20 protein-coding genes are annotated in these 23,212 nt (G+C 60.2%); 17 read left to right on the top strand and 3 right to left on the bottom strand.

Translation table 11 applies throughout. The features are described 5' to 3' along the window. Positions 1-57: 57 nt before the first annotated feature. The 7 genes from V6M39_RS09295 (at position 58) to V6M39_RS09265 (ending at position 5,876) form a co-directional block, all read left to right on the top strand. Positions 58-1,050 carry a thiamine pyrophosphate-dependent dehydrogenase E1 component subunit alpha gene (locus V6M39_RS09295; RefSeq protein ID WP_332643541.1) on the top strand — a complete coding sequence of 331 codons (993 nt, stop codon included), beginning with the start codon at positions 58-60 and terminating at the stop codon, positions 1,048-1,050. Next, positions 1,047-2,030 carry an alpha-ketoacid dehydrogenase subunit beta gene (locus V6M39_RS09290; RefSeq protein WP_332643540.1) on the top strand — a complete coding sequence of 328 codons (984 nt, stop codon included), beginning with the start codon at positions 1,047-1,049 and terminating at the stop codon, positions 2,028-2,030. The genes V6M39_RS09295 and V6M39_RS09290 overlap by 4 nt, the downstream gene beginning before the upstream one ends. Positions 2,031-2,081: 51 nt before the next feature. After that, on the top strand, positions 2,082-2,930 hold the full coding sequence (locus V6M39_RS09285; RefSeq protein WP_332643539.1) for an SDR family NAD(P)-dependent oxidoreductase: 849 nt from the start codon (positions 2,082-2,084) through the stop codon (positions 2,928-2,930). A gap of 80 nt (positions 2,931-3,010) precedes the next feature. Then, a complete protein-coding gene (locus V6M39_RS09280; protein WP_332643538.1) occupies positions 3,011-3,568 on the top strand; it encodes a hypothetical protein in 558 nt (185 codons plus the stop codon). A 20-nt stretch (positions 3,569-3,588) separates the two neighbouring features. Then, positions 3,589-4,275 (top strand): cupin domain-containing protein, encoded by a 687-nt coding sequence (locus V6M39_RS09275; protein WP_332643537.1) that lies wholly within the window; start codon positions 3,589-3,591, stop codon positions 4,273-4,275. Between the two features lie 39 nt (positions 4,276-4,314). Next, complete coding sequence (locus V6M39_RS09270) at positions 4,315-5,574, top strand: dihydrolipoamide acetyltransferase family protein (RefSeq protein ID WP_332643536.1); 1,260 nt, start codon at positions 4,315-4,317, stop codon at positions 5,572-5,574. After that, the gene (locus V6M39_RS09265; protein WP_332643535.1) at positions 5,571-5,876 is read left to right on the top strand and encodes an L-rhamnose mutarotase; all 306 of its coding nucleotides are present in this window, start codon (positions 5,571-5,573) and stop codon (positions 5,874-5,876) included. Before V6M39_RS09270 ends, V6M39_RS09265 begins: the two co-directional genes overlap by 4 nt. Positions 5,877-5,955: 79 nt before the next feature. Here the strand turns inward: V6M39_RS09265 and V6M39_RS18070 are convergent, their stop codons facing one another. Beyond that, positions 5,956-7,041, bottom strand: coding sequence for a Gfo/Idh/MocA family protein (locus tag V6M39_RS18070; RefSeq protein ID WP_442880751.1), 1,086 nt, complete (start codon positions 7,039-7,041; stop codon positions 5,956-5,958). 270 nt (positions 7,042-7,311) lie between these two features. On the opposite strand from V6M39_RS18070, the gene V6M39_RS09255 reads away from it, so the two are divergent. The 6 genes from V6M39_RS09255 to V6M39_RS09230 are packed head-to-tail and all read left to right on the top strand — an operon-like array spanning position 7,312 to position 14,799. Further along, a complete protein-coding gene (locus V6M39_RS09255; protein ID WP_332643533.1) occupies positions 7,312-8,136 on the top strand; it encodes a sugar phosphate isomerase/epimerase family protein in 825 nt (274 codons plus the stop codon). Further along, entirely contained in the window at positions 8,133-8,879 is a 747-nt protein-coding gene (locus tag V6M39_RS09250; protein ID WP_332643532.1) for an SDR family NAD(P)-dependent oxidoreductase, read from the top strand. Before V6M39_RS09255 ends, V6M39_RS09250 begins: the two co-directional genes overlap by 4 nt. A 45-nt stretch (positions 8,880-8,924) precedes the next feature. Further along, positions 8,925-10,088 (top strand): L-rhamnose isomerase, encoded by a 1,164-nt coding sequence (gene rhaI, locus V6M39_RS09245; protein ID WP_332643531.1) that lies wholly within the window; start codon positions 8,925-8,927, stop codon positions 10,086-10,088. A gap of 7 nt (positions 10,089-10,095) precedes the next feature. Beyond that, positions 10,096-12,141, top strand: a complete 2,046-nt coding sequence (locus tag V6M39_RS09240; protein WP_332643530.1) for a bifunctional aldolase/short-chain dehydrogenase — start codon at positions 10,096-10,098, stop codon at positions 12,139-12,141. Positions 12,142-12,145: 4 nt separating this feature from the next. Beyond that, entirely contained in the window at positions 12,146-13,546 is a 1,401-nt protein-coding gene (locus tag V6M39_RS09235; RefSeq protein WP_332643529.1) for a rhamnulokinase, read from the top strand. 20 nt (positions 13,547-13,566) lie between these two features. Further along, positions 13,567-14,799: an alpha-hydroxy acid oxidase gene (locus tag V6M39_RS09230; RefSeq protein WP_332643528.1), complete on the top strand. Its 1,233-nt coding sequence runs from the start codon at positions 13,567-13,569 to the stop codon at positions 14,797-14,799. Positions 14,800-14,880: 81 nt separating this feature from the next. On the opposite strand, the gene V6M39_RS09225 is transcribed toward V6M39_RS09230, so the two are convergent. Further along, on the bottom strand, positions 14,881-17,241 hold the full coding sequence (locus tag V6M39_RS09225) for an alpha-L-rhamnosidase-related protein (RefSeq protein WP_332643527.1): 2,361 nt from the start codon (positions 17,239-17,241) through the stop codon (positions 14,881-14,883). A 205-nt stretch (positions 17,242-17,446) separates the two neighbouring features. Beyond that, positions 17,447-18,760: a cellulase-like family protein gene (locus tag V6M39_RS09220; protein ID WP_332643526.1), complete on the bottom strand. Its 1,314-nt coding sequence runs from the start codon at positions 18,758-18,760 to the stop codon at positions 17,447-17,449. 308 nt (positions 18,761-19,068) lie between these two features. Between V6M39_RS09220 and V6M39_RS09215 the strand changes: the two genes are divergently transcribed. From V6M39_RS09215 to V6M39_RS09200, 4 genes are all read left to right on the top strand, one after another. Next, complete coding sequence (locus V6M39_RS09215; protein ID WP_332643525.1) at positions 19,069-20,304, top strand: ABC transporter substrate-binding protein; 1,236 nt, start codon at positions 19,069-19,071, stop codon at positions 20,302-20,304. 5 nt (positions 20,305-20,309) lie between these two features. After that, on the top strand, positions 20,310-21,215 hold the full coding sequence (locus tag V6M39_RS09210; RefSeq protein WP_332643524.1) for a carbohydrate ABC transporter permease: 906 nt from the start codon (positions 20,310-20,312) through the stop codon (positions 21,213-21,215). Further along, the gene (locus V6M39_RS09205) at positions 21,212-22,033 is read left to right on the top strand and encodes a carbohydrate ABC transporter permease (RefSeq protein ID WP_332643523.1); all 822 of its coding nucleotides are present in this window, start codon (positions 21,212-21,214) and stop codon (positions 22,031-22,033) included. The genes V6M39_RS09210 and V6M39_RS09205 overlap by 4 nt, the downstream gene beginning before the upstream one ends. A gap of 362 nt (positions 22,034-22,395) precedes the next feature. Continuing rightward, positions 22,396-23,103 (top strand): hypothetical protein, encoded by a 708-nt coding sequence (locus V6M39_RS09200; RefSeq protein ID WP_332643522.1) that lies wholly within the window; start codon positions 22,396-22,398, stop codon positions 23,101-23,103. Positions 23,104-23,212 lie beyond the last annotated feature (109 nt).

Genomic DNA, 23,212 nt, shown 5'->3' with positions numbered 1-23,212 from the left:
GATCACCATGACACGTAGGCATCCAGTCGTGTACGTTTAGACAAACGCTTGACTGAGATGAGGATCGATATGGGTCGGACCAAGGATGCGAGCACTGCTCTCACGCTCGATCAACAAGTCGACGGGCTGCGGACGATGCTCGAAATCCGCGGATTTGAAGACGAATGCCACCGGTTGTTCGCTGCCGGACTCGTGCGTGGATCGACCCACCTTGGACAAGGGCAGGAAGCCGTTTCGGTGGGAACGGCCCTGGCCTTGCGGGACGGCGACACAATGACATGCACCTATCGGGGCCACGCAGCGACGTTGGCGATGGGCGCCCCCCTTGATCGTTCATTCGGAGAGATATTGGGAAAGGCAGAGGGCCTGTGCGGCGGCAAGGGTGGATCGATGCACCTGACCCACGTCGAAAGTGGTGCGATGGGTTCGTTCGCGATAGTCGGAGGGCATCTACCCATCGCATGCGGATTTGCGTTCGCTTCCCGCTTTCGCGGTACTGGCGAAGTGAGCGTCTGCTTCTTTGGGGATGGCGCGACCAACATTGGCGCGTTCCACGAATCGATGAACCTCGCCTCGGTCTGGAAGCTGCCGGTTGTGTTTATCTGTGAAAACAACCTTTACGGCGAGTACTCGCCTCTGCGATCGACGACCCCTCTCGACCACCTTGTCGAGCGCGCTTCGTCCTACGCGATGCCGGGCGTGCAAGTTGACGGCAACGATCTGATGAAGATGCATGCGGCGGCAAGTGAAGCGGTCAGTTGCGCCCGGTCGGGAGAGGGCCCCACATTCATTGAAGCCCTGACCTATCGCCACAAGGGTCACTCCCGATCAGATCCAGCGAAGTACCGCCCAGAGGGAGAACTTGAGGTGTGGCTCGAGAAGGACCCAATCGAGCAGTGCGTTCAGACGCTCCTTGAGGCCGGCGTGAAAAGCGAACGTATCGAGCAGGTTCGTGCGGATGCAGCCACCTCGGTGGCAGGAGCGCTGGAAAGAGCGATGAATTGGCCGGAGCCCCTGCCCGCTTCTCGATTGGAGCACGTGTACGCATGACTGAGACTCTGACTTACAAGCAAGCCATTACACGCGCGATGTCAGACGAACTCGCTTCCGATGACTCGGTGTTCGTGTTTGGAGAAGACGTCGGAGCCGCTGGCGGTGTCTTCAAGGCGACGGAAGGACTCTTCGAAGAGTTTGGCCCCGGACGTGTGCTTGACACGCCGATCTCAGAACAAGCGATTGTGGGCACGGCGATCGGCGCAGCGATCCAGGGACTGCGACCCGTCGCCGAGATCATGTTCGCCGATTTCGCCGCCGTATGTTTCGACGGGATCGTCAACGAGTTGGCCAAGTACAGGTACATGACAGGCGGCCAAGTGACCCTCCCGGTAACCCTGCGAATGGGCGCCGGAGGCGCAGGCGGAGGATTCGGGGCGCAGCATTCTCAGGCAGTGGAGAATTGGTTCCTCAACGTGGCTGGTCTCAAGCTGGTGGTTCCAGCGACTCCGGTCGATGCATATTGCCTGCTTCGAGCCGCAATCCGGGATCCTGATCCGGTGTTGTTCTTCGAACACAAGGGTCTGTACAACATCAAGGCAGATATGCCGGACGAAATGCCTACTGTCAGTCTTGGCACCGCTCGGGTCGCCAGGCGGGGAAATGACGTCACGGTCATTGCAACTCAAGCCATGCTTCAACCTTGCTTGGACGCAGCGACCGCACTTGCAGTTGATGGGGTGGAGGTCGAGGTCATTGATCCGCGTACCTTGGTCCCGTTCGACTTGGAAACCGTTGTGACGAGTTTGCAGCGCACCAATCGGCTTGTTGTAGTCCAAGAGGCGTCTCATGCGGGAAGCTGGGGCGCAACGCTGGTGTCATCGCTCGTGCAGGGGCAGTTCGAGTTGTTCGACAGCGCGCCGGTGATTGTTGCTGCTGAGGACACGCCGATTCCCTTCGCGAAGTCTCTGGAGGAACTTTGGATCCCGTCGACTGCCAAGGTCGTCGAAGCGATTCGAAAGGTCGTATCCGCGTGATTGGCGTTTCTACGCTGGTCAAATGCGCAAATCCATGGACGAGGTAGGTCGATGAACGAATCACCAGAACGTTCGAATGAGACAGGTGACCCCTGGCCCGCGCCGTTCGCTCCCGATGAGCTGGCAGGCCGAATTTGTCTGGTGACTGGAGCGGCGCGTGGATTGGGTGCTTCTTTCGCCGAGACACTCGGGCGTCACGGAGCGACAGTCGTCGTCACTGACATAGACCTGCCTGGCGCCAAGGACTGCGCGTCGACACTGGTCGCCTCTGGGATTGAGGCCACAGCTCTAGAACTAGATGTCAGCGATACGGCGGCCATCGACGATGTTGTCGCTTCGATCGAACGCGACATCGGAACCGTGGGAATTCTCATCAACAATGCGGGTTTGTGTGTCGTCCGTCCCTCCGTTGAGGTTTCGGACGCCGAATGGGACCTGCATCAAAAGGTGATGTTGACCGGTCCGTTCAAGTTGGCGCGACGCGTTGCTCCCGGGATGCAGCAATTGGGACGTGGATCCATCGTGAATATCTGCTCAATCAGCGCGTTTGGCGGATGGCCGCAGCGGGCCGCCTACAGCGCGGCTAAAGCTGGATTGAAGTCTCTAACCGAAGTGCTAGCAGTCGAGTGGGCAATTACAGGTGTGCGTGTAAACGGGTTGGCACCGGCCGTCACACGGACCGAGATGACCGATGATGTCGTGGCGGGATCGAGCGGTTCCATTTCGCTTAGAGATTTTGAAGGTCGAACCCCTATGGCCCGCTTGGGCGAGACCGCGGAGATGGCTGACGCGGCGCTCTTCCTCGCGTCTGACCGCGCAGCTTTAATAACCGGGCAGATCGTGCCTGTGGACGGCGGCTGGCTCGCAAGCGACGGTTTTCCCACGGCGGGTGCGTTGTGAAGAGGGGGGCCACTCGAGCAGTCATAGTTTGCCGCGATGACCGCATTGGTGACGCGATCGAGACCGCGCTGGGTCTGGCTTTGCTGCGGATCGACCCGGATTCGATCGCGCAGGGCAGAAGCACGGTCGATCACGCCTCCGAATTTGGAATCGTCTGGGTGCACGCGGTTTCAACAACCTCCTCAGATCCGGAGCCGTATTCAGAGGCAAAATTGCTGCTCGCCTCGGCCGCGGCCGCACATAGTGAGGCGGTGCGTCACCAGGTCCCTGTGGTCTTTGTGGCGATCCTGCCAATGCCGGGCATCTATGTCGGTCCTGAAGGACTGGTCTATGACCTCGCACTGTCAACGATGACCTCGCTGATGCGCACTCAGATTCGCCAATGGACTAGCGGTGGGTGTCGGATCGTTGGGTTGGTCCACGCTGGGTTCGGGATCGACGATGGAACTCCAGGGAAGCGCGATTCGGGCACCATCCGCGACCGCTCGCCGATGAAGGACTCGGTGTCGATCGACGACCTCGTTGATGCATTGGCATACGTCGGATCACCTGCAACCAGCTATCTCTCAGGCGTTTTGCTGCACATCGATGGTGGCAGCCAAGCCTATTCGTGGGTTCACCCGGCCCGAGATCACTGAAACTAGACCGAAGGAATCCAGTGGCGCACCAGACAAGTATCCCCGGATGGGGAACGGACAAGTTCTTCTTCACCGAGGCCGCAAGAGGCGGACCGCTGACGTGGGCAATCGGAGACGCGGGGTTTGACGGCGACGTCCTCGGCCCGACACGTCACGCCCATGACGGTGCGGCCGAGTACTTCTTCATGGCGGAAGGTGCCGTACGGGTGGAAGTAGGCGGAGATGAGTTTGTCGTACAGGAAGGCGACTTGTGTTGCATTCCAGCAGACGTGCCCCACAACGTTCTCGGCCCTACCTCCAGAATTGACGCTCACTTGTTTTGTGTCGTCGCGCCAAACTTCGTTGACCACAAGTGGCGGATCGACGGCTTCACCGAAGAGGGTGAATTGGGAAAGGCGACGGTCGGTCGACCGTTTGTCGATGCAGAGCTCCCGAAATCAGGCGGGCTCTCCGCTGAAGCTCTAACCCTCAAGCCAACTGATGAGGTCCGGCTCGAGACTTTGCAAGGACGAGAGTGCGTCTACTTCGTGTGCGAAGGGAAACTGGACCTGGAGTTCTCAAACGGACTGAGTGGTTCCTTAGCTCCAGGGGCGTTTCAACATGTGCGCGAAGGCTCGCCACACAAGGTCTCCACGGCTTCCGACGAGTGTCGCGTCCTCAGAATTGACTGCGCCTTCGAGAGCTGGGCGACGGCGGTTCGATCTTGATCGCGCGAAGCACTACCCAACGTTGTGAAAGGACCTCAAATGGGTGACGTGTATATGCCTCGACTGTCGGATTCGATGGAAGAGGGCGTCATAGCGGTCTGGCTCAAAGAAGATGGCGATCAGGTTGCGCGAGGTGAAGAGATCGTCGAAATCGAAACTGACAAGGCGACGATGTCCTATGAGGCTGATGAATCTGGGCCACTTCACATAGTGGAACCAGTTGGATCCACGGTGGCCGTCGGCTCAATAATCGCGACGATTGGCGATCCGCCAGCGACGACGAGAGAGCCCCAGATTGCAAAGCACTCTGACGGAGATCAGGTGGATATCGAGTCGTCGGAAGTTCCGCCAACTGCAAACGTCAGCCGACCGTCAGTCTCGCCATTGGCTCGGAAACTCGCGAAAAGTCTCGGCGTCGATATCGCGACCGTGGAGGGCACCGGGTCTGGAGGCAGGGTTCTGAAATCTGATATCGAGGCCGCGGCGAAGGCTGTAACCGAAGTCGGTCCCGTGCAAGAGGAACCTTCGGCTGCGCCGTCAAGCATCAGCCCGTACACGCGCTCGGGCGTGGGCGGTTTGGTGGCACTGTCTCAGGTACAGAAAACGATCGCGCAACGGATGGTGGCCACGAAGTCATCAGTTCCAGAGTTCTCTGTTACATGTGACATCGAAATGGATTCTGCGTTGTCCCTTCAGGCCCAACTTCGCTCGCTGGCGGAGCTTTCCGGTCGGGCACCCTCAATCAACGACATGATCGTGAAAGCTGTCGGCCTGGCACTCCGCCATCATCCGAAAGCCAACTCGAGATTTGTGGACGACGCGGTGGAACTGGCCGCTCAGATCAACGTAGGTATAGCCGTGGCCACCGAGGACGGACTGTTCGTGCCGGTTGTCGAAAATGCCGACGCCCTAACCACGAGTCAAATTGCGATGCGGACGAAGGAACTCGTGGCTCGCGTGCGTGACGGATCAATCACGCCAGCGGATATGTCGGGCGGGACGTTCACTGTTTCGAACCTGGGCGTGTTCGGGGTGAGTGACTTCACGGCGATCATCAACGCGGGCCAAGCCGCGATCCTGTCTGTGGGAGCCATTCGTACCGTGCCAGTGGCGAAAGACGGGATACTCGCGATCGGATCGCAAATGCGGTTGACGCTGACTTGCGACCACAGAATTCTGTACGGGGCGGACGCAGCTCGACTTCTGAAGACGATTGCAGGATTTCTGGAGTTGCCCGTATCTCTAGTTGTGCCGGACTTCGCGGAAGTCCGCGAAGGTGATGCGAATGTGGCCTCTTGAGCGCGATCACACGGCATTCCTTCACATTGAGGGTTGCCGCAGGTAAGGAGGCCGAGTACCGCCAGCGGCACGACGAGATTTGGCCCGACCTGGTCGCACTCCAACAGCGCGCGGGTGTTCGCAACTTCACGCTATTCCAACGCGGGACCGACGTGGTCGGGTACTTCGAACATGACGCGAGTCAGGCGGTCATCTCACTCGCCGAGTTCGAGTCCGAACAGCTGGTCAGGCGCTGGAATAAGCACATGGCCGACATCATTGAGTCCTTCGGCGGGAAGCTTCTTGAGGTCTGGCACGCTTGATGGCGGCGCTTGATCGGGCCCGACGTGCGGCCAGGGCTCGGACCAGCAAACCCTGATGAGCTGCACAGGTGGGATCAACTCACTTGCCGTGTCCATCGATCTCGACGGGGGTGCCGTTCTGGCCAGCGGAGATGTACGCAGCCTCAATAAGTTCGACGGCGGTAGTCGCCGCCTCAGCCGGACCGTAGTTAATTCCTTCGCCCTTCATCAAGGCGACGAGGCAATCAACTGGCGCTGAGATAAGAGCGAGCCCTTGTTCCGGCGTCAGTGGCTCGCACAAGACCTCAGACGCTGCGCCATTCCAGGGCGTGAACACCAACTCGCCTGTAACGAAGTTGTGGTGCAACGAACCCCGCGTCCCGAAGTAGTGGAGCTCCTGACGCACCTCCTGACGTGGTCCCAATGCCCCTGTGGCCGCAACCGAGCCGATGGCGCCATTGTCCAGTTGGTAGCTGATTGCATCGACTAGGTCGACGCGAGCCCCTTGAGAGCTCATGAACGCTGTAACTCGTTTTGCGCGAAGACCTGTCGCCCACAACTGCATGCCAACGGCATGACTCACTTGGGACTGTCCTTGGCCACCACCTGACATGCTGGGATCTGCGTAGGTGGACACACTCGGACCTCCGACTGGGCTCAGCTCTGACACCTCTGTTTCATCGCCCGGGTCCCCCCGTACGAACTCGTCGAAATTCGATGTGAAGAGAGTGGAGAGCAGGTTCAAATCGCCTAGTGCGCCCGAAGTAAGCATCTTCTTTGTCAAGATCGCTGCGGGTGAGAACTGGGAGGTAAAGCCCACGACGATGTGAAGTCCGCGATCACGCGCCTTCGAGATCAATGTCCGCGCGTCCTCGGAATGTACTGTGAACGGTTTCTCAACGAGCACGTGCAAGCCAGCGTCTAGGGCGTCCGTTGCCAACTGAAAATGAGTGGTGTGTGGAGTCGCAACCACGAGCGCGTCAAGACGTCCGTTGGCGATCAGGTCGCGGTGGTCGGTGAAACGCGCCGCGACGTTGAATACCTCACCCGTGTCTCGCAGTCGATCAGCGTCTGGGTCGGCGATTCCGGCGAGAGTCGCGTTTGTATTCGCCAGTACTGCAGGAATGTGGGCAATGGCCGCCCACGAACCTGCGCCGGCGACGCCGATTCGAAATTGGTGACTCAAATTGATCCTTCATCGAGTTGCTGAATGTCAATAGTGTGGGCCCTTTCGGGCCTTTAGACAAACGTTTGATCTGATATGGTTCGAACACACCAGAGCACACGCCTACGAAACTGAGAAAGTGAACGGGTCAATGGGGAATCTTGCGGCGACGAGTTTGCCGGTTCTCTCAACACTCAGCGGAATGTCTGGTCCGACCAACTGCGTTCGCAACCGCCAGAGTGGTGAAGCAGGGTGAAACTCGGACTATCAGACGCATTTCTGCCCGATCGAATGGATCAGCTCGGGAGCCGCGAAATTCGGCGGGTGCGAGAGCTAGGCTTTTCCGGCATCTTCAGCCGCTTCACCGCACATGACCCGCATGACGTGACGACGCGCCAATGCGACCGGGTGCGAAAGATGCTGGCGGATGAAGGCGTCGAGATGTTTCAGGCCAGTGGATATCGACCGTGCCTGGTGCATCCGGATGAGGGCGTTCGAACTGAGGCTGTGCGAACGTTGCGCGCAGCGTTGCGCATCGCTGGCGAACTGGGCGCGATCTCCGTCGACACGGGGCCGGGATCGGTCAGTCCGAACGGTCCTTGGGCTCCCGACCCGTATAACTTCACGTCTCGTGCCGTCGAGCAACTGATCAAGAGCGTGCGCGAGGCTGCCTCGGCTGCCGAGGAGCACGGGGTACTTCTGTGTCTCGAAGGTCACCAACTGGTAACTCTGCGATCGGCCGAGGTGATGCGCGAGGTCGTAGACACTGTCGGGTCTCCGTACGTCAAAGTCGACTTTGACCCTGCCAACTGGATTGGACTGGAAACGATCTACGAAACAGGTCCGGCGATTGAATCAATGGCGGCTGTTTTGGGAGACCGCATCGCCACGGCGCACGTCAAAGACATCACGTTGCGCTCCTCACTCATGGTCCACATCGACCACTGCCCTCCAGGACAAGGCCTCATGGACATAGGCGCGCTGCTGCGAGTTATGGAGCAGATCGACCCAGAGGCAGCAGTCATTCTCGAGGCAGTCGAAGAGGACATGCTTGCCGAAGTGAACCAACTCTTGCGATCACTCGCAAAAGATCAACGAATTGAGGTTGTCGAATGACTGAGGGGCAACGTCGGTATGTCGCCGTCGTGACGGGTGGATCACGAGGGATTGGTCAAGCAACGGCGCTCCGCCTAGCGCAGGACGGATGTGCGGTAACTGTTGCCGACGTCAATCCGGCCGGGGCTGAAGTCGCCGCTCAAATCGTTGCGAACGGCGGACATGCGCGGTTCATCGAGACAGACGTGGCGGATTCGAACTCGGTGGCATCGATGGTGGCTGAGACCGAGTCCGCGTTCGGCAAAGTGAACGTTCTGGCGGCAGTTGCCGCGATCCTCGGTGATGAGCACTCCGTCGTTGACCTCCCTCTGTCGGAGTGGCAGAGAGTCATAGACGTGAACCTCACTGGCGTCTTGAACTGTTCCCAAGCCGTACTACCAAGCATGATCGACCAAGGGTGGGGAAGGATCGTTGCAGTCTCGTCGCACGCCCGATTCGGCGTTCCCGAGCGGCTGCCTTATGGAGTCTCAAAGGCGGGCGTGCTGGCGTTGATCGGGGCGATCGCGTACGGATATGCGCGTGCCGGCATCTTGGCCAACTGTGTCGACCCAGGAAGGGTACTCACCGACATGATTGTCCCGCGCTATGACAGTGAGTACCTCGCGAACCCGCCTGGCGTTTCGATCGGCCGGTTCGCTCAGCCGGAAGAGATTGCCGAGGTGATCGGCTTTCTCTGTTCGCCCCGAAACACCTATGCCGTGGGCGCGCTATGGGAAGCATCGGGCGGGATCGAGTTCGCTTGAGGCGGGCAACTAGTTCATGGCCCAACATTCAAGGGACAGAGTGAGATGACACGATTCGAGCAGATTGCTCCGATGCTGGATGCTCAGGCGATCGAAGTCCCCTCGTGGGCGTACGGCAACTCGGGGACCCGTTTCAAGGTGTTCGGCAGCCCAGGTACGCCGCGCACTGTCGAAGAAAAGATAGCCGACGCAGCCACCGTGCATCGGTTCACAGGACTCGCGCCAACAGTTGCGCTCCACATCCCATGGGATGTGGTCGACGACTTCGGAGCCTTGCGCCGGTACGCCGAAGATCTGGGCATCGGTCTCGGGACAGTCAACTCCAACACGTTCCAAGACGACGACTACAAGCTTGGGGCACTGACTCACACAGACCCGAGGATCCGACAGAAGGCGATCGACCACCACATCACCTGCATCGATGTCATGAATCAGACGGGTTCGCGCGATCTCAAGATATGGCTCGCAGACGGCACCAACTACCCAGGACAAGGTGACATCCGCGGTCGACAGGACCGCTTGGCTGACTCACTCGCCACGATCTACGCGCGCATCGGCGACGAGCAACGCCTCGTGCTTGAGTACAAGTTCTTCGAGCCGGCGTTCTATCACACGGATGTACCGGACTGGGGCACGTCCTACGTGCAGGTAGCCGCCCTCGGCGACAAGGCGTTCGTGTGCCTTGACACAGGTCACCACGCACCGGGGACCAATATCGAGTTCATCGTGGCGCAGCTGCTTCGGCTAGGGAAGCTCGGCTCGTTCGACTTCAACTCCCGCTTTTACGCCGACGACGACCTGATCGTGGGCTCGGCCGATCCCTACCAGCTGTTCCGAATCATGTACGAGGTCATTCGCGGCGGTGGTTACGGCCCCGGCAGCGACGTCGCGTTCATGCTCGACCAATGCCACAACGTCGAGCAGAAGATCCCGGGTCAGATCCGGTCAGTTCTCAATATCCAGGAGATGACCGCTAGGGCCCTGCTGGTCGACTCCGCGGCTCTGGTCGTGGCTCAGGAGGAAGGTGATGTCCTGCTAGCCAACGAGGTATTCATGGACGCGTTCTATACCGATGTCCGCCGTGACCTGGCGGCGTGGCGTTATCAGCGTGGTCTACCTCCGGATCCGATGCGCGCGTACCTCGACAGCGGCTACCAAGAGCTGAAAGTGGCGGAACGCACGGGCGGTACGCAAGCGGGATGGAGCTGAATCTCCGATGACTGAAGCCAGCAACCCCACAATCGCTGCGTTGGTAGCTCGTTCCAACCGCCTAGGATCCGATCCCAGAAATACCAATTACGCCGGAGGAAACACCTCCGCGAAGGGTCTCGAGATTGATCCAGTCACGGGCGAGGAAGTTGAGCTGTTGTGGGTCAAGGGCTCCGGAGGTGACCTGGGCACGCTGGCCGAGGGTGGTCTTGCAGCGCTGCGGCTCGATCGGATGCGTGCGTTGGTCAATGTCTACGCCGGCCCCGACCGTGAGGACGAAATGGTCTCGGCTTTCGACTTCTGCTTGCACGGTCAGGGCGGGGCTGCCCCATCGATCGACACCGCAATGCACGGGTTGGTCGACGCGAATCACGTAGACCACCTGCATCCAGACTCCGGCATCGCAATCGCCACATCCGCCGATGGCGAGGCGCTGACAACGACCATCTTCGGCGACAAGGTCGTGTGGGTGCCGTGGCGCCGCCCCGGCTTCCAGCTTGGCCTCGACATCGCAGACATGAAGGCCAATAACCCGGCCGCGATCGGCTGCATCCTCGGCGGCCACGGCATCACGGCGTGGGGTGACACTAGCGACGAAGCAGAGAAGAACTCGCTCTGGATCATCGAGACGGCCTCGACGTACATCGCGAAGCACTCACGCCCCGAGCCGTTCGGCGAGACGCTAAAGGGCTATGGCGCGCTTGCCGAGACCGAGCGTCGCGCGAAGGCAGCTGCGCTCTTGCCGACGATCCGCTCGATCGCCTCGCAGGATCGACCGATGGTCGGCCATTTCACCGACAGCGAAGTCGTCCTGGACTTCCTCGCCGCCGCCGAGCACCCTCGGCTGACGGCGCTCGGCACAAGCTGCCCGGACCATTTCCTCCGAACGAAGGTCAAACCTCTCGTGCTCGACCTGCCGGCGAATGCGTCGGTCGACGAGTCGATCTCCCGCCTGCGCGAACTGCATGACGCATACCGGGACGACTACCAGAACTACTACGACCGCAACGCCGTCGCAGACTCGCCGGCGATTCGTGGCGCTGATCCGCTGATCATCCTCGTTCCGGGTGTCGGCATGTTCAGCTTCGGAAAAGATAAGCAAACCGCACGCGTCGCTGGCCAGTTCTATGTAAACGCCATCAACGTGATGCGCGGGGCCGAAGGCCTGTCGATGTACACGCCGATCGACGAGTCCGAGAAGTTCCGCATCGAGTACTGGGCGCTCGAAGAGGCCAAGCTGCAGCGCATGCCAGCACCGAAGCCGCTGGCCGCGCGCATCGCTCTCGTCACCGGAGCAGCCTCTGGAATCGGCAAAGCGATTGCTCACAAGCTCGCATCGCAGGGTGCGGTGGTCGCGATCGCTGACCTTGATTTGGCCAAGGCACAGGCAGCGGCTGCGGAGATCGGCGGATCCGATGTGGCGGTGGGTGTACAGGCCGACGTCAGCGATGAGGTGCAGGTGCAGGCCGCGATCGATGCGACGCTGCTCGCCTTTGGCGGACTCGACCTCGTCGTCAACAATGCCGGGCTGTCGCTGTCCAAGTCGCTCCTCGACACCACGGTGGCCGACTGGGACCGACAGCACAACGTCATGGCCAAGGGTTCGTTCCTGGTCTCGCGAACTGCGGCAAGAGTGCTGATCGAGCAGGGCCTCGGCGGTGACATCATCTACATCTCGTCCAAGAACTCGGTGTTCGCAGGGCCCAACAACATTGCCTACTCCGCGACCAAGGCCGACCAGGCGCACCAGGTACGTCTTCTCGCTGCCGAACTCGGCGAGTTCGGTGTGCGCGTCAACGGCATCAACCCGGACGGTGTCGTGCAGGGCTCAGGCATCTTCTCCAGCGGGTGGGGTGCGAACCGCGCCGCCGTCTACGGTGTTGACGAGAAGGATCTAGGCGCGTTCTACGCCCAGCGCACGCTGCTCAAGCGCGAGGTCCTGCCGGACCATGTGGCTAGCGCGGTGTACGCGCTTGTCGGCCCTGACCTCACCCAGACAACCGGTCTGCACATCCCCGTCGACGCGGGTGTCGCCGCGGCCTTCCTGAGGTAGCGCCATGTCTGTCAGCGTCGCTGCAATCGATCTGGGCGCGTCGAGCGGGCGCGTCATGGTCGGCGACGTCGGTCCGCGGCATCTCAAGCTGCGCGCAGTTGCGCGATTTGCCAATGAGGCTGTTCGCTCGAGCGACGGGCTTCATTGGGACCCTCTTGAGCTCTATCGCCGGGCTCTTCTCGGTCTGCGGACGGCCGTGAGCCTGTCGCATCACGGGCTTCGGAGCGTGGCGGTCGACTCGTGGGCAGTCGACTATGCACTCATGCGGGGCGACCGCATGCTGGGCTCGCCGTTCCACTACCGAGACGAGCGCACGATCACAGGCGTGGAGCGCATTCACGCCGTAATACGGCCGGAGGAGCTGTACGCGCGCAACGGGCTGCAGTTCTTGTCGTTCAACACTCTCTATCAACTGGCCGCAGACCCGCTCGTCGATCAAGCCGACCGCATGCTTCTCATCCCTGACTTAGTTGGCTACTGGCTCACGGGTCGTTCGGTCACGGAACGCACCAACGCATCGACGACAGGACTGCTCGACGTGCACACCGGCACTTGGGATCTTGCGCTCGCGGAGAGGCTCGGGCTGCCGCGCACACTTTTCACCGACCTTGTGAGCCCGGGCGATGTGATCGGCAACGTCACACCCGCCGTTGGCGAGAAAGTTGGCGACCGCGCACTGATGGTGACCGCCGTGGGATCCCACGACACGGCTTCGGCGGTCGTCGGTGTGCCCATGAAGGGCGACGACGCGGCGTACATCTCGTGCGGGACCTGGGGTCTGGTCGGCGTAGAACTTGAGTCACCGATCCTGACCGACGAGGCCAGGCGTGCGAACTTCACGAACGAGGGCGGCGTCGAAGGCCGAATCCGATTTCTTACAAATGTCATGGGCACGTGGCTTCTCAGTGAGACCTTGCGTGGCTGGGCATCGACCGCACCGCTCGATCAACTCCTCCGTGAGGCGACAAACGTCACGGGTCAGATCCCGGTCTTCGACGTCCAGGACCCTCGCTTCCTGCCGCCGGGCGACATGCCTCAGCGCATCACGTCATGGTTTGCGGAGAATGACAAGCCAGCACCCCAGGACAGGGCAACGCTGGTGCGCAGCATCGTCGAGAGCCTTGCCCAGGCGTTCGCCGATGCGATCGAAACGGCTGAGAAGCTCAGTGGTCAGACGATCGGAGTGGTTCACCTGGTCGGTGGAGGTGCGCAGAACGAGCTTCTCTGCCAAGCAACGGCCAACCGCTCAGGCCGTCCCGTCGTCGCCGGTCCGGTCGAGGCGACGGCACTCGGCAGTGTGCTTGTGCAGTCCCGCGCTCTCGGCGAGCTCCGCGGGGGTCTCGACGAAATGCGCCGGCTAGTCGCAGACACCCACTCGCTCGCTCGCTTCGAGCCTCGAACCTGACACGTCCTGAAAGGACCGACATGGCCAAGCGCCGCCGCTTCCCCCGACCGCGGGACTTCGTTCCGCTTCTCCGGTTCAAGAAGCCGACCCTCAACCCCACACGTCGACGTCTTGAGAAGGCGCTGACCGTCGAGGACCTTCGCCGGGTGGCCAAGCGACGTACGCCGAAGGCTGCCTTCGACTACACCGACGGCGCGGCTGACTCCGAACTCTCGCTGGCTAGGGCACGTCAGGCGTTCCAGGACATCACGTTCCACCCCGCGATTCTGAGGGATGTGTCAGTGGTGGACACCTCGGTCGACGTACTCGGCGTGAAGTCCGCACTGCCGTTCGGCATCGCGCCGACGGGGTTCACTCGCATGATGCAGTCAGAGGGCGAGATCGCCGGTGCGACAGCTGCAGAGGCCGCTGGCATTCCATATGCGCTGTCAACGATGGGTACGACGTCGATCGAGGACGTCACTGCCGCCGCGCCGCACGGTCGCAATTGGTTCCAGCTCTACATGTGGAAGGACCGCGACCGTTCGATGGCGCTGGTCGACCGCGCTGCCCAGGCTGGCATCGACACCTTGCTCGTGACCGTGGACGTACCTGTCGCTGGCGCTCGTCTACGTGACACCCGCAACGGGATGACCATCCCGCCGACCTTGACTCCTCGGACAGTGCTCAACGCAATCCCGAGGCCAGCATGGTGGTTCGACTTTCTCACCACCGAACCGCTGGCCTTCGCGTCGCTCGACAAGTGGTCGGGCACGGTCGCGGAGCTGCTGGACTCCATGTTTGACCCGACCGTGACATTCGACGATCTCGCCTGGATACAGCAGCAATGGCCCGGAAGGATTGTCGTCAAAGGAGTGCAGAGCGTTTCTGATGCTGTGAGGCTCGCCGAGATGGGCGTCGACGCGGTGCTGCTGTCCAGCCACGGAGGACGTCAGCTTGATCGGGCGCCCGTACCGTTTCTCCTGCTTCCCGAGGTGCGCCGCGAAGTTGGCCACGAGATGGATCTCTATCTCGACACCGGGATCATGTCGGGCCACGACATTGTCGCGGCGATGGCGGTGGGCGCAGACTTCACCATGATCGGCCGCGCCTATCTCTACGGCCTCATGGCCGGCGGTCGCCGCGGAGTCGACCGCGCGATCGAGATCCTCGCCAAGGACATCGAACGCACCATGCGACTCCTTGGCGTCACCAGCATTGCCGAGTTGGATCCGGGTCATGTCGAATTCCTGTCGCGAGCCGACCGTGCGTAGGCATATGAACTCAGTCCAAAGGCTGCGTTATTGCTCGGGACCGGGTGCCTGCGCAGTCCCACCACCCCAATTGAGCCTCCCTTAGGGACCTATCCCACGGCCGAGCGTCAGAGTTGAAAAGCCTGCGGGCAGCAATAACTCGCCCAGATCTGGGTCAATGAACTGAACCGGCACTGGGCTGTCGACTGTCACGTCGCGCCCGGAGATCTTCACCGTCAGCAGCCCGTGTGGTGTTGGCACGGCCCCCTCGACGTCAGCAAGCACATGTGGCTGAGGTGCAACTCTTGCCGAGGCGTAGCCGGGCTCACGAGGGCTTATGCCCACAATGTACGAGAGCAGATCCCGCGTCGGTGTGGAACTCCAACCGTGAACAGGGGTGCCGCCTTCCCAACACTCTCCGAACGTGTCGTAACCATCCTTGAGGAACCGGCTCCAATCGCGAATTGCGTCCAACAGTCGGTCGAACAATCCAGCTGCCGCCAAGGCGTCATGTACGACGTAGCTGAAGAAGGGTTGAGCGCGGACGACCTGGTGGTGAACGTCCCACGTCGACTCCCGGGCCCCCAACACCTTCTCGAGCATCCAGGTTTCGTCGAATTCTTCGGACTCATCGATCCATAGGCTCTCGACAAGGCGGCTGCGGTCTGTCATGCGGTCAGCTATGTCTTTCCACCGCTCGGCTGGCGCTAGTTTCGACACGATCGCGCTCGCATTGGCCACTTGGGACACAGCCGGCATCTTCGTGCCGTCCAAGTAGTGATCGACGTAGAGACCCCGTGCGGAATCCCAGAAGTCTTCGAAACCTGTCCTTGCGGAGTCGTAGTAGCCCAAAGCCCACTGAGCAGACCCGGAATTACCCAAGAATTCGCTCATCTCCGCGAACTCGCGAAGGCCTCGCGCCCACAGTGCGGTGAGGATGCTGCTGCGTCCGTTCGTCGATACGCTTGACCAATCGGCGAGGTTCCACTCCGGGACATCGGTGAGCGTGCCGTGCTCATCCACGTACGGCAGGTACCACCGCAGAATTCGCTCGACCGTGGGAAGGTGTCGCCGCACTGCCTCGGCATCGTCGAACCGAAAGAGATTGTGGACACCGTGCACCCAGTGCAGCGACCAATCCGGAATCGTGAATTGTCCGAGGTCCTCGACGTCTCCGGCGACGCTCATAGGCAGTATTCCGTCGTAGCGAGGCGAGTCGGAAAGTTCGACGTACCATCGGGCAAGACGCCAATCTGTGTTTGTCGTCATGTGCACCATTTGGTGCACGACTCCGTCGCCGACCCACGCCCGCTGCTCTCGCGTCGGACAGTCAGTGAACGCATCGAAGGAGTTCAATTCAACGGTTCGGATACCCGCCGTGTAGATGCGATCTAGTTCTGGGTCGCTGCTGCGGAAGTACGCATCTCCGCTGCGCGGGTACGTGTATTCGCGCACTGCGACGCGGTGTACTGCCACCGGGCCACCGTCGGGGGAGTGGATCAGCATATGCAGAAATCTGAGTCCATTGAGCTCCACGCTCGCATATGTCTGAGCTCCATTGCGAGCTATGTACTGCGCGCCTGCTCTCGGCTCTCCGATGAAGTCCGAGACTTTTGCCGGATTGAATGGCCACTCGCGATAGAGCAGTTCGACGTACGTTCCACTCGGGACGTCCAGGTCGACCTCGACGAACCCAGCGACGATGCGTCCGAAGTCCACCGCGACGTGCTGGACCTGTCCCGGCATCAGTTCAGCACGAATCGGAAGTGTTCCTGGTGACCACGTGAAGTCGGTGACCAGGACCTGTCTGACGCGGTCTACTGGGTGCCCTGTCGTCCACGATGGACGAAGATGAGTCGAAGAATCGACGACCGACTTGGCGGTCACAGTCTCTCCACCGAGCGTTCCGATGGGACGCGGCTCGAGTGCGCCATACGGGTTCACTGGCGGCCGAGATCGCTGGAGGCCACCAAAATGGCCCGCCTTCAGGATCAGGGCGCGCGACCAGTTGCTGTCGTCGAAGTCGGTATCCAGCCAGTTGGTTGGCAGCAGGCGGGAGTCCAGCGATTCGACCGCAATGCCGTTGTCGACCGTGGTGTCTGCTGCTTCGGACCACGCCGGGGAATCTTGCGCTTTCCACTCATCATCAGATATGAGAAGCGTGTCGCCGATGCGCGCCTCGAACACGAATCCGGCGTCGCCACCGATGCCGCTCCTAACAGCGGGCTGCCACCAAGAATTGGGCTTTCCGTAGTACGTGACCAGGAGCGCGACTGCGTTGTCGCCGGGGACAAGGAATTCGGCCAAGTCGTGCTCGTCGTATCGCAGCCGGCGCGGCTGTGAACGGACGGGCCCGCGCCCGACCTCTCGGCCGTTAACCCAAAGCACGTATCGGGAATCTGCCGTCAGACGAGCGATCGCAGTCGTCGGCTGAGCGTCGACAGCGAATCGGCGTCTGAACATCACACGAGAGAACCCCAGGCCCTGCTCCGCCGTCAGAGCATCGAACAATGTGGGGCCGTCACCTGGTGCTGGACGTTCGACACCGACCCAGTTCCCAAGCCATGGCGTTCGAGGTTGGTCTCGAGTACTGGAGGTGGTGTTCAGACCAACGGTCATTTCAACGCTCGATTTCTCTCGGTCAGATGGGACCTTACGTGCAGAAAGCTCACGCGCGTACTAGCGCATTCATGTCTTTTACCCAAGCCTCGAGCGGCCAAATGTCAGTCTGTTCCGGGCTTGCAGCACTGCTCGGAGTCCAGCCGATCGCACCCGCCGCCCTCAACTGTTCCGCAACCCAACGATGAAAGTCACGCGCCGAGGATCCGCTATCCCACAAGCTAGTGAGCGAGATCGTGGTCGCGTAGCCCTCGCCGAAGTACCACGGCACATCGAGGTCAGACGACAGCTGAGTGGCCTCACGGATCCATTGCTGCATTTGCGATTTCGCACCATCCTCGGCGCGCCGCCAGACCTCGTCGAAGAATTGGAAGAACCGATCAGGGTCTGCCCATGTGGCGAGGTAGCACTGAGGAAAGTAGGGGTCACGAATGCTCGTGCCAAGTCCTTCGCGCCACGCTCGATACGAAGGCGCGTCAGGGAGGAGAAGGTGGCGGACCTTTTCATCCAGCACGTCGCCTTGCCATACATCGCCATCGGAAAAGAGTGCTCGGTAGTCACCGAGCAGGGCCGTGTCGGTGATGTAGCCGTTGATCGCGATGAGGTCGAGGTTGGTCGGCGCGCTCGAGTCGGCCCAGGGCCAGACCGTGTCTACGGCGTACTTGAGTTCAGGGAAGCGTGAGCGGAGTTGCTCGATGCACTCCTCAATCATGGGCCGTGTCACCTCGTGCAAGTGCTGTCTAGCCCCGGCCTCTGTTCCTTTCGGACCCTCCTGCGAATCGGTGCCGAGCCGAGAGAGTGGGCCGATCTCAGGACTTTCGAGTTCGTTGGTGATCTCCACGGCCCAGATGACGTCGAGCAGGTCATGCTGGTCGATCAATTCAAGGGAGTCCAACATGACGTCAGCGATGTGTTGAAACATTGCCTCGATGGTCGGAAGTTCATCGAGAGTACGTTGCAGTTCTCCACTGCGCTCAAACTTGAAACTCTGGTTGAAATCCCAGTTGGAGAGAATCAACTTGAGCCCGTTCGCTTGAGCAGCTCGACATAGGTCGATCAGACGAGCGGCTGGCTGAATGGTGATATCCCCACGGAAGTTGTACCAGCGCAGATTGTCAGTGACCCCTCCCTCCCAGTTCAGCAACTCCAACTCATCGAGACCGGTTCGGACTGATCGCGACACATAGCTGGGCATTCCGCAGACTCTTAGTGTGTCGAAACCACGATCCGCGCACTCCCGAGCCGCCGCATCGAGGTCCGCGTATTCCTCGCCCGGCGCCGCATGGGTGTACCAGCAAAAGCTCCATAGGCATATCGCTCGTGCGGCTTCTCGAGGCAGTTGGTCAAAGGTTTGAGTGGTCATGCGGAGGAGGCTAGCGTCTGGTTCGCAGGCACGGCAAGCCTTTCGTCCGAAGCAAACCCTTGCGGTTCAGTCAAACGTGTGTGTAACGTCCCTCACACTCGGTTGGCTTGCTGTTCGGCTTCAAAATCGTTTCTGAGCTTGTCGAGTCTTTACGGCAGTCATACGACTGATTGATACATGTTCTGCCTTAATTGCCTAAAACGCGCAGGTATCTACGGACAGCGACCGGCGCTCAACGAGGAGAGAACGGCTTGAGATCAATCAGAATGTCAAACAGAGCTGTCCGGTGGATCGCCGCGAGTTTGGTAGTGGCGAGCCTGACGAGTGCCTGCACAGGAAGTGGCGACAGCGAGGGCGAGTCGTCTGAGAAGGCGACCGTCGTCGTCTGGTACTGGGGGACGCCTGATGACAAGGTGATGCGTCAGATCGATGCCGACTACATGGCGGCGCACCCCAATGTCACGATCAAGCGTGTGGTCCAGCCGGGAACCACCTTCCCGACGCTCATGCAGTCGACCGTGGCTGCCCGCAAGGGTCCAGATCTGTTCGCAATGTATGCCAGCCCGTTTGTCTTCGACTACACAGCGGGTGTGGAGGGCATCGAGAAGTACATCACCGACAAGGACAAGGCCGAGGTCATCGGATACAGCCAGACGACAACGAAGGCTGGTAAGGCTCACGGTGTCCCGTTCGACGCAAACGGCAACATGATGTACTACGACAAGGCCAAGTTCGACAAGGCAGGCATCTCAGGCCCACCTGAAACTTGGGATGACATGCTTCAAGCATGCGACAAGCTGAACGCTGCGGGCATCACTCCGATTCAGGCGGGTTGGAAGGATGGCGGCTACCTGGAGTGGTGGCTGAGTCTGCTCGCCGTCCAGTACCAGACAGACGCCGAGACGGAGAAGGCCGTCACCGACCCGGACTGGAAGAGTCCGTCCCTGCAGAAGGGGCTCGACCGTGTGAGGGAACTTCGCGATCGCGACTGCTTCACACCTGACGCGGAGTCGATTCCCTTGTTCCCTGACACCGTCAATTCGTTCAAGGCTGGCAAGGCGGCGATGATGGTCGGACTTTCCGCTGGAGACATCCACTGGAAGCAGTTCCGCGAAACCAAGTGGGGCAAGGACGGGCTGGGCGCGTTCCTGTTGCCTCTCGTGCCTGGAAGTGAGTGGGACGCGCCGCGTGTCAACTACACCGCCGGAACCGTGTGGGCAGTCACCAAGTGGTCAAAGCACAAGGAAGCTGCCGTTGACTTCGCAAAGTACATGGCGAGCGCTGAGGTGCAGACCAAGTACTTCGGTGGCATGGGAGCATTCCCGGCCAATCTCAAAGCGACGCCGGAAATGGGCGATGACGTAGGAGATCAGATTCTTGGATACACCAAGACGAACGATCCCTACGGCGGCCAGTTCTCCCTGATCCGTGGCGTGGTCGAAGCCGAAGTCCTCAAGTTCGCCGCAGCTCTGGTCAGCGGTGACAAGGACTGGAAGGACATCGAAGATTCCTTGCAGGAAAAGCAGGACCGAGGGGCTGAATAGCTCGGATGGTCATTCCGAACACGCTCAGGAGGCGGCCCAAATCGGGTCGCCTCCTGCCGGCGGCAGGTGAGTTCCTCTTTGTCCTTCCAGTGCTGGCCCTGTTGGCCGTCACTGTGGTGCTACCGACTTTGCAGGTCCTGTTCCATGCATTCACGGACTGGCAGCCCGGATACCACAGCGAGTGGGTCGGGTTCGACAATTTTGCCGAGCGTTTCAGTTCGGACAGTTTTTGGCAGGTCCTCAGGAATCAGGCTTTCCTGCTTCTTGGCCTCCCGATTTGGATTCTCACGCCCCTCGCGCTCGCCTTTCTGCTGCACGAGGGCGTGCCTCGAGCAGGGCTCTACAGAGCCATCTACTTCTTCCCGGCCATCGCTCCGCCGTCCCTGATCGGCATTCTCTTCGCGATGCTTTTGCAGCCCCAAGGGCTGATCAATTCCGTGTTGAGGTCGGTGGGCCTTGGCGGACTCGCTCAGGACTGGCTCACCTCCGAACAACTCGTGAAGCCTGTGTTGATTGTGGTGCTTGCTTGGGCAACGGTCGGAACTGGCGTGGTCATCTTTTCCGCCGCGCTTTCGGCCGTACCGACGGACCAGTTCGAAGCGGCTCGCCTTGATGGTGCCAGTTGGCGTCAGCGGCTCTGGCACGTCGCTCTTCCGAGTATCAGAGGGACGGTCGAACTATGGTCGGTGATCCTCGTAGTGATCGTATTCACCGGCATTTTCCCGTGGATCTATACGCTCACCCGCGGTGGACCTGGCTACTCGAGCTCCACCCTGGATTGGGACATCTACCAAAACTCGTTGCAATTCGGGTACTACGGAACAGCGGCAGCGGAAGTGGTCATCATGCTCGCGCTGGTAGTCGTCGTGGTAGTTCTCGGTGCCTTACTGACCCGTAGGAGCAGACGATGAACACAGCCAATGCGCGCCGATTGCGGGCCAGCCTCCTGCTGTTGACCTGCATCCCCTTCGTTTACCCGTTCATCTTCCTTTTGGGCACCGCCGTGAAGACAGAGGAGGATTTCGAGAGCAATCAGGCTGGATTGCCTGACTCTTTCACCCTCGACGGTCTCCACGACGCGTGGACGGACGCCCGGCTCGGAACGGCATTCGGCAACTCCCTGATTTGTGTCAGCATCGCCGTCGTGTTGACGGTTTTGCTCTCTGCCGGAGGCGCATTCTGGTTCTTGCGTCACAAGGGACGGCTTGCCGCCACGCTTCGTGTATTGGTCATCGCCATGATGGCCGTTCCGCTTCCGGCATTCATCATCCCGCTGTTTGTGCAACTCAGCGATTGGAATCTGGGCGACAACCTCTTTGTCCTTGGATTCGTGTTCGCGGGGTGGGCAAGTCCATTCGGCATCTACTTGACCTACACGTACATGAAGGAGCTTCCGCATGAAGTCGTGGAGGCAGCTGAGATCGATGGCGCCTCAACGTGGCAGGTGTTTTGGCACATCATGGTGCCCCTGTCGAAGCCTGTTCTGACGACGCTTGCGGTATTCGCTTTCGTCTGGGGCTGGGGTGATCTCCTTGCGGGCCTTGTCCTCATTCACGAGCCCGAGCTCCGGCCTCTTACGCCAGCCACGACCTTGTTGATCGACGTCCACTCTTCAAATATTCCACGCAGCGCAGCGGGGGTCGTGATCGCCATGGTGCCGATGCTGGTTGTGTTCTTGATCGGGCAGCGCGCATTGGTCAGAGGATTCGTTGTCGGCGTGGGCAAATGATCCCTGCACGACGTGCAGGAATCATTTGCCACCGTGAATTCTCCCGCTATCCGCGACGATCTCTGGCCTGTCATCGCAGACGTAGGACTTGATCCTGGACCGAAGGGCCAATCGTGACAGATCCGCAATCGTCAGTCTTCGAACCTAGATCAGCAGTACGAGTCCCGACCCTACTCGAGAGAATCGGGTTGTCCAATGTGGACAGTCACGATTTGCCGAGCAGCTCCGCCACGTTTGATGACGGCGGGCAGTACCGAATTGAAGTTTCGACAACTGAGGGCGTCGGGGCTCTCCGCGCCGTTCTCGATGAGTCCGATCGCCTTGCAGTCCCGGTTCATAGAGTCAGACAAGGCAGCGGCATCATGCTGACAACTTCGTCAGAGCTTGCGGCGATGCTTGAAATGACTGCAACCCGAGGTATTGAGCTTTGCCTCTTTGTTGGTTCCCCGCGCTGGATGGGGAACGGGTCTCCAACCATGAACTTCAATGGTCGTGCGCTTGCATCCACGCTTCACGGTTCAGAAGAACTTGCCTGGAGTTTGGAGGACATCGTCTGGGCTTGCGAGCTCGGGCTCCGCAGCATTCTAGCCGCAGACATCGGTCTTATTTATGCGATCAAGCAACTTAAGACTTCAGGAGATCTACCCGAGGACTTGGTGGTGAAGGTCAGCGCCAGCCTTCTTGTCACGAATCCTGCAACGGCGGTTGTTTTTGAGGACCTCGGTGCCACCACACTCGACCTGCCAGTCGATTTGCCCATTCAAACACTGTCCGCGATTCGTAGTAGTACGACATTGCCTCTCGACCTCTATATCGACGGTCCAGGCGACCTAGCTTCCCCCGTGCGCTATTACGAACTCCCTGAGGTTGTGCGCGTTGGCAGCCCGGTGTACCTGAACTTCACCGTTCGAAACGCGCCGAGTCTCCCTCGCAGTGGCGGGCACAATATCCAGAGCTTGGTCGAGGCGCTAGCCAAGGCGCGAGTCAGACATATCAGCAGCGGTGTCAGGGTGTTGAACCAGTACTTGCCGGGAGCTCGTGTGAGCGCGGTGGCGCGTCCGTCCTCCTGATCATCGAAGAGACAGGTGGGTGCGCCGGACTGGCCCCGATCTCTTGAGCTCGCGAAGTGCGAAGGGCGCAGCTTTGCCGAATCCACGCTCGAGAAAGGACAACCCTTGC

The sequence above is a fragment of the Aeromicrobium sp. genome (assembly GCF_036675695.1).
GTDB lineage: Bacteria > Actinomycetota > Actinomycetes > Propionibacteriales > Nocardioidaceae > Aeromicrobium.
This window is presented reverse-complemented; position numbering and strand designations above follow the sequence as displayed.

What these genes read in the sequence shown, in the direction of transcription:
- V6M39_RS09255 (WP_332643533.1), top strand. Translation starts at nt 7,312, where the DNA reads ATGGATCAGCTCGGGAGCCGCGAAATTCGGCGGGTGCGAGAGCTAGGC.
- V6M39_RS09290 (WP_332643540.1), top strand. Translation starts at nt 1,047, where the DNA reads ATGACTGAGACTCTGACTTACAAGCAAGCCATTACACGCGCGATGTCA.
- V6M39_RS09270 (WP_332643536.1), top strand. Translation starts at nt 4,315, where the DNA reads ATGGGTGACGTGTATATGCCTCGACTGTCGGATTCGATGGAAGAGGGC.
- V6M39_RS09240 (WP_332643530.1), top strand. Translation starts at nt 10,096, where the DNA reads ATGACTGAAGCCAGCAACCCCACAATCGCTGCGTTGGTAGCTCGTTCC.
- V6M39_RS09235 (WP_332643529.1), top strand. Translation starts at nt 12,146, where the DNA reads ATGTCTGTCAGCGTCGCTGCAATCGATCTGGGCGCGTCGAGCGGGCGC.
- rhaI (WP_332643531.1), top strand. Translation starts at nt 8,925, where the DNA reads ATGACACGATTCGAGCAGATTGCTCCGATGCTGGATGCTCAGGCGATC.
- V6M39_RS09210 (WP_332643524.1), top strand. Translation starts at nt 20,310, where the DNA reads ATGGTCATTCCGAACACGCTCAGGAGGCGGCCCAAATCGGGTCGCCTC.
- V6M39_RS09200 (WP_332643522.1), top strand. Translation starts at nt 22,396, where the DNA reads ATGCTGACAACTTCGTCAGAGCTTGCGGCGATGCTTGAAATGACTGCA.
- V6M39_RS09285 (WP_332643539.1), top strand. Translation starts at nt 2,082, where the DNA reads ATGAACGAATCACCAGAACGTTCGAATGAGACAGGTGACCCCTGGCCC.
- V6M39_RS09295 (WP_332643541.1), top strand. Translation starts at nt 58, where the DNA reads ATGAGGATCGATATGGGTCGGACCAAGGATGCGAGCACTGCTCTCACG.
- V6M39_RS09205 (WP_332643523.1), top strand. Translation starts at nt 21,212, where the DNA reads ATGAACACAGCCAATGCGCGCCGATTGCGGGCCAGCCTCCTGCTGTTG.
- V6M39_RS09250 (WP_332643532.1), top strand. Translation starts at nt 8,133, where the DNA reads ATGACTGAGGGGCAACGTCGGTATGTCGCCGTCGTGACGGGTGGATCA.
- V6M39_RS09225 (WP_332643527.1), bottom strand. Translation starts at nt 17,241, where the DNA reads ATGTTCAGACGCCGATTCGCTGTCGACGCTCAGCCGACGACTGCGATC.
- V6M39_RS09220 (WP_332643526.1), bottom strand. Translation starts at nt 18,760, where the DNA reads ATGACCACTCAAACCTTTGACCAACTGCCTCGAGAAGCCGCACGAGCG.
- V6M39_RS09230 (WP_332643528.1), top strand. Translation starts at nt 13,567, where the DNA reads ATGGCCAAGCGCCGCCGCTTCCCCCGACCGCGGGACTTCGTTCCGCTT.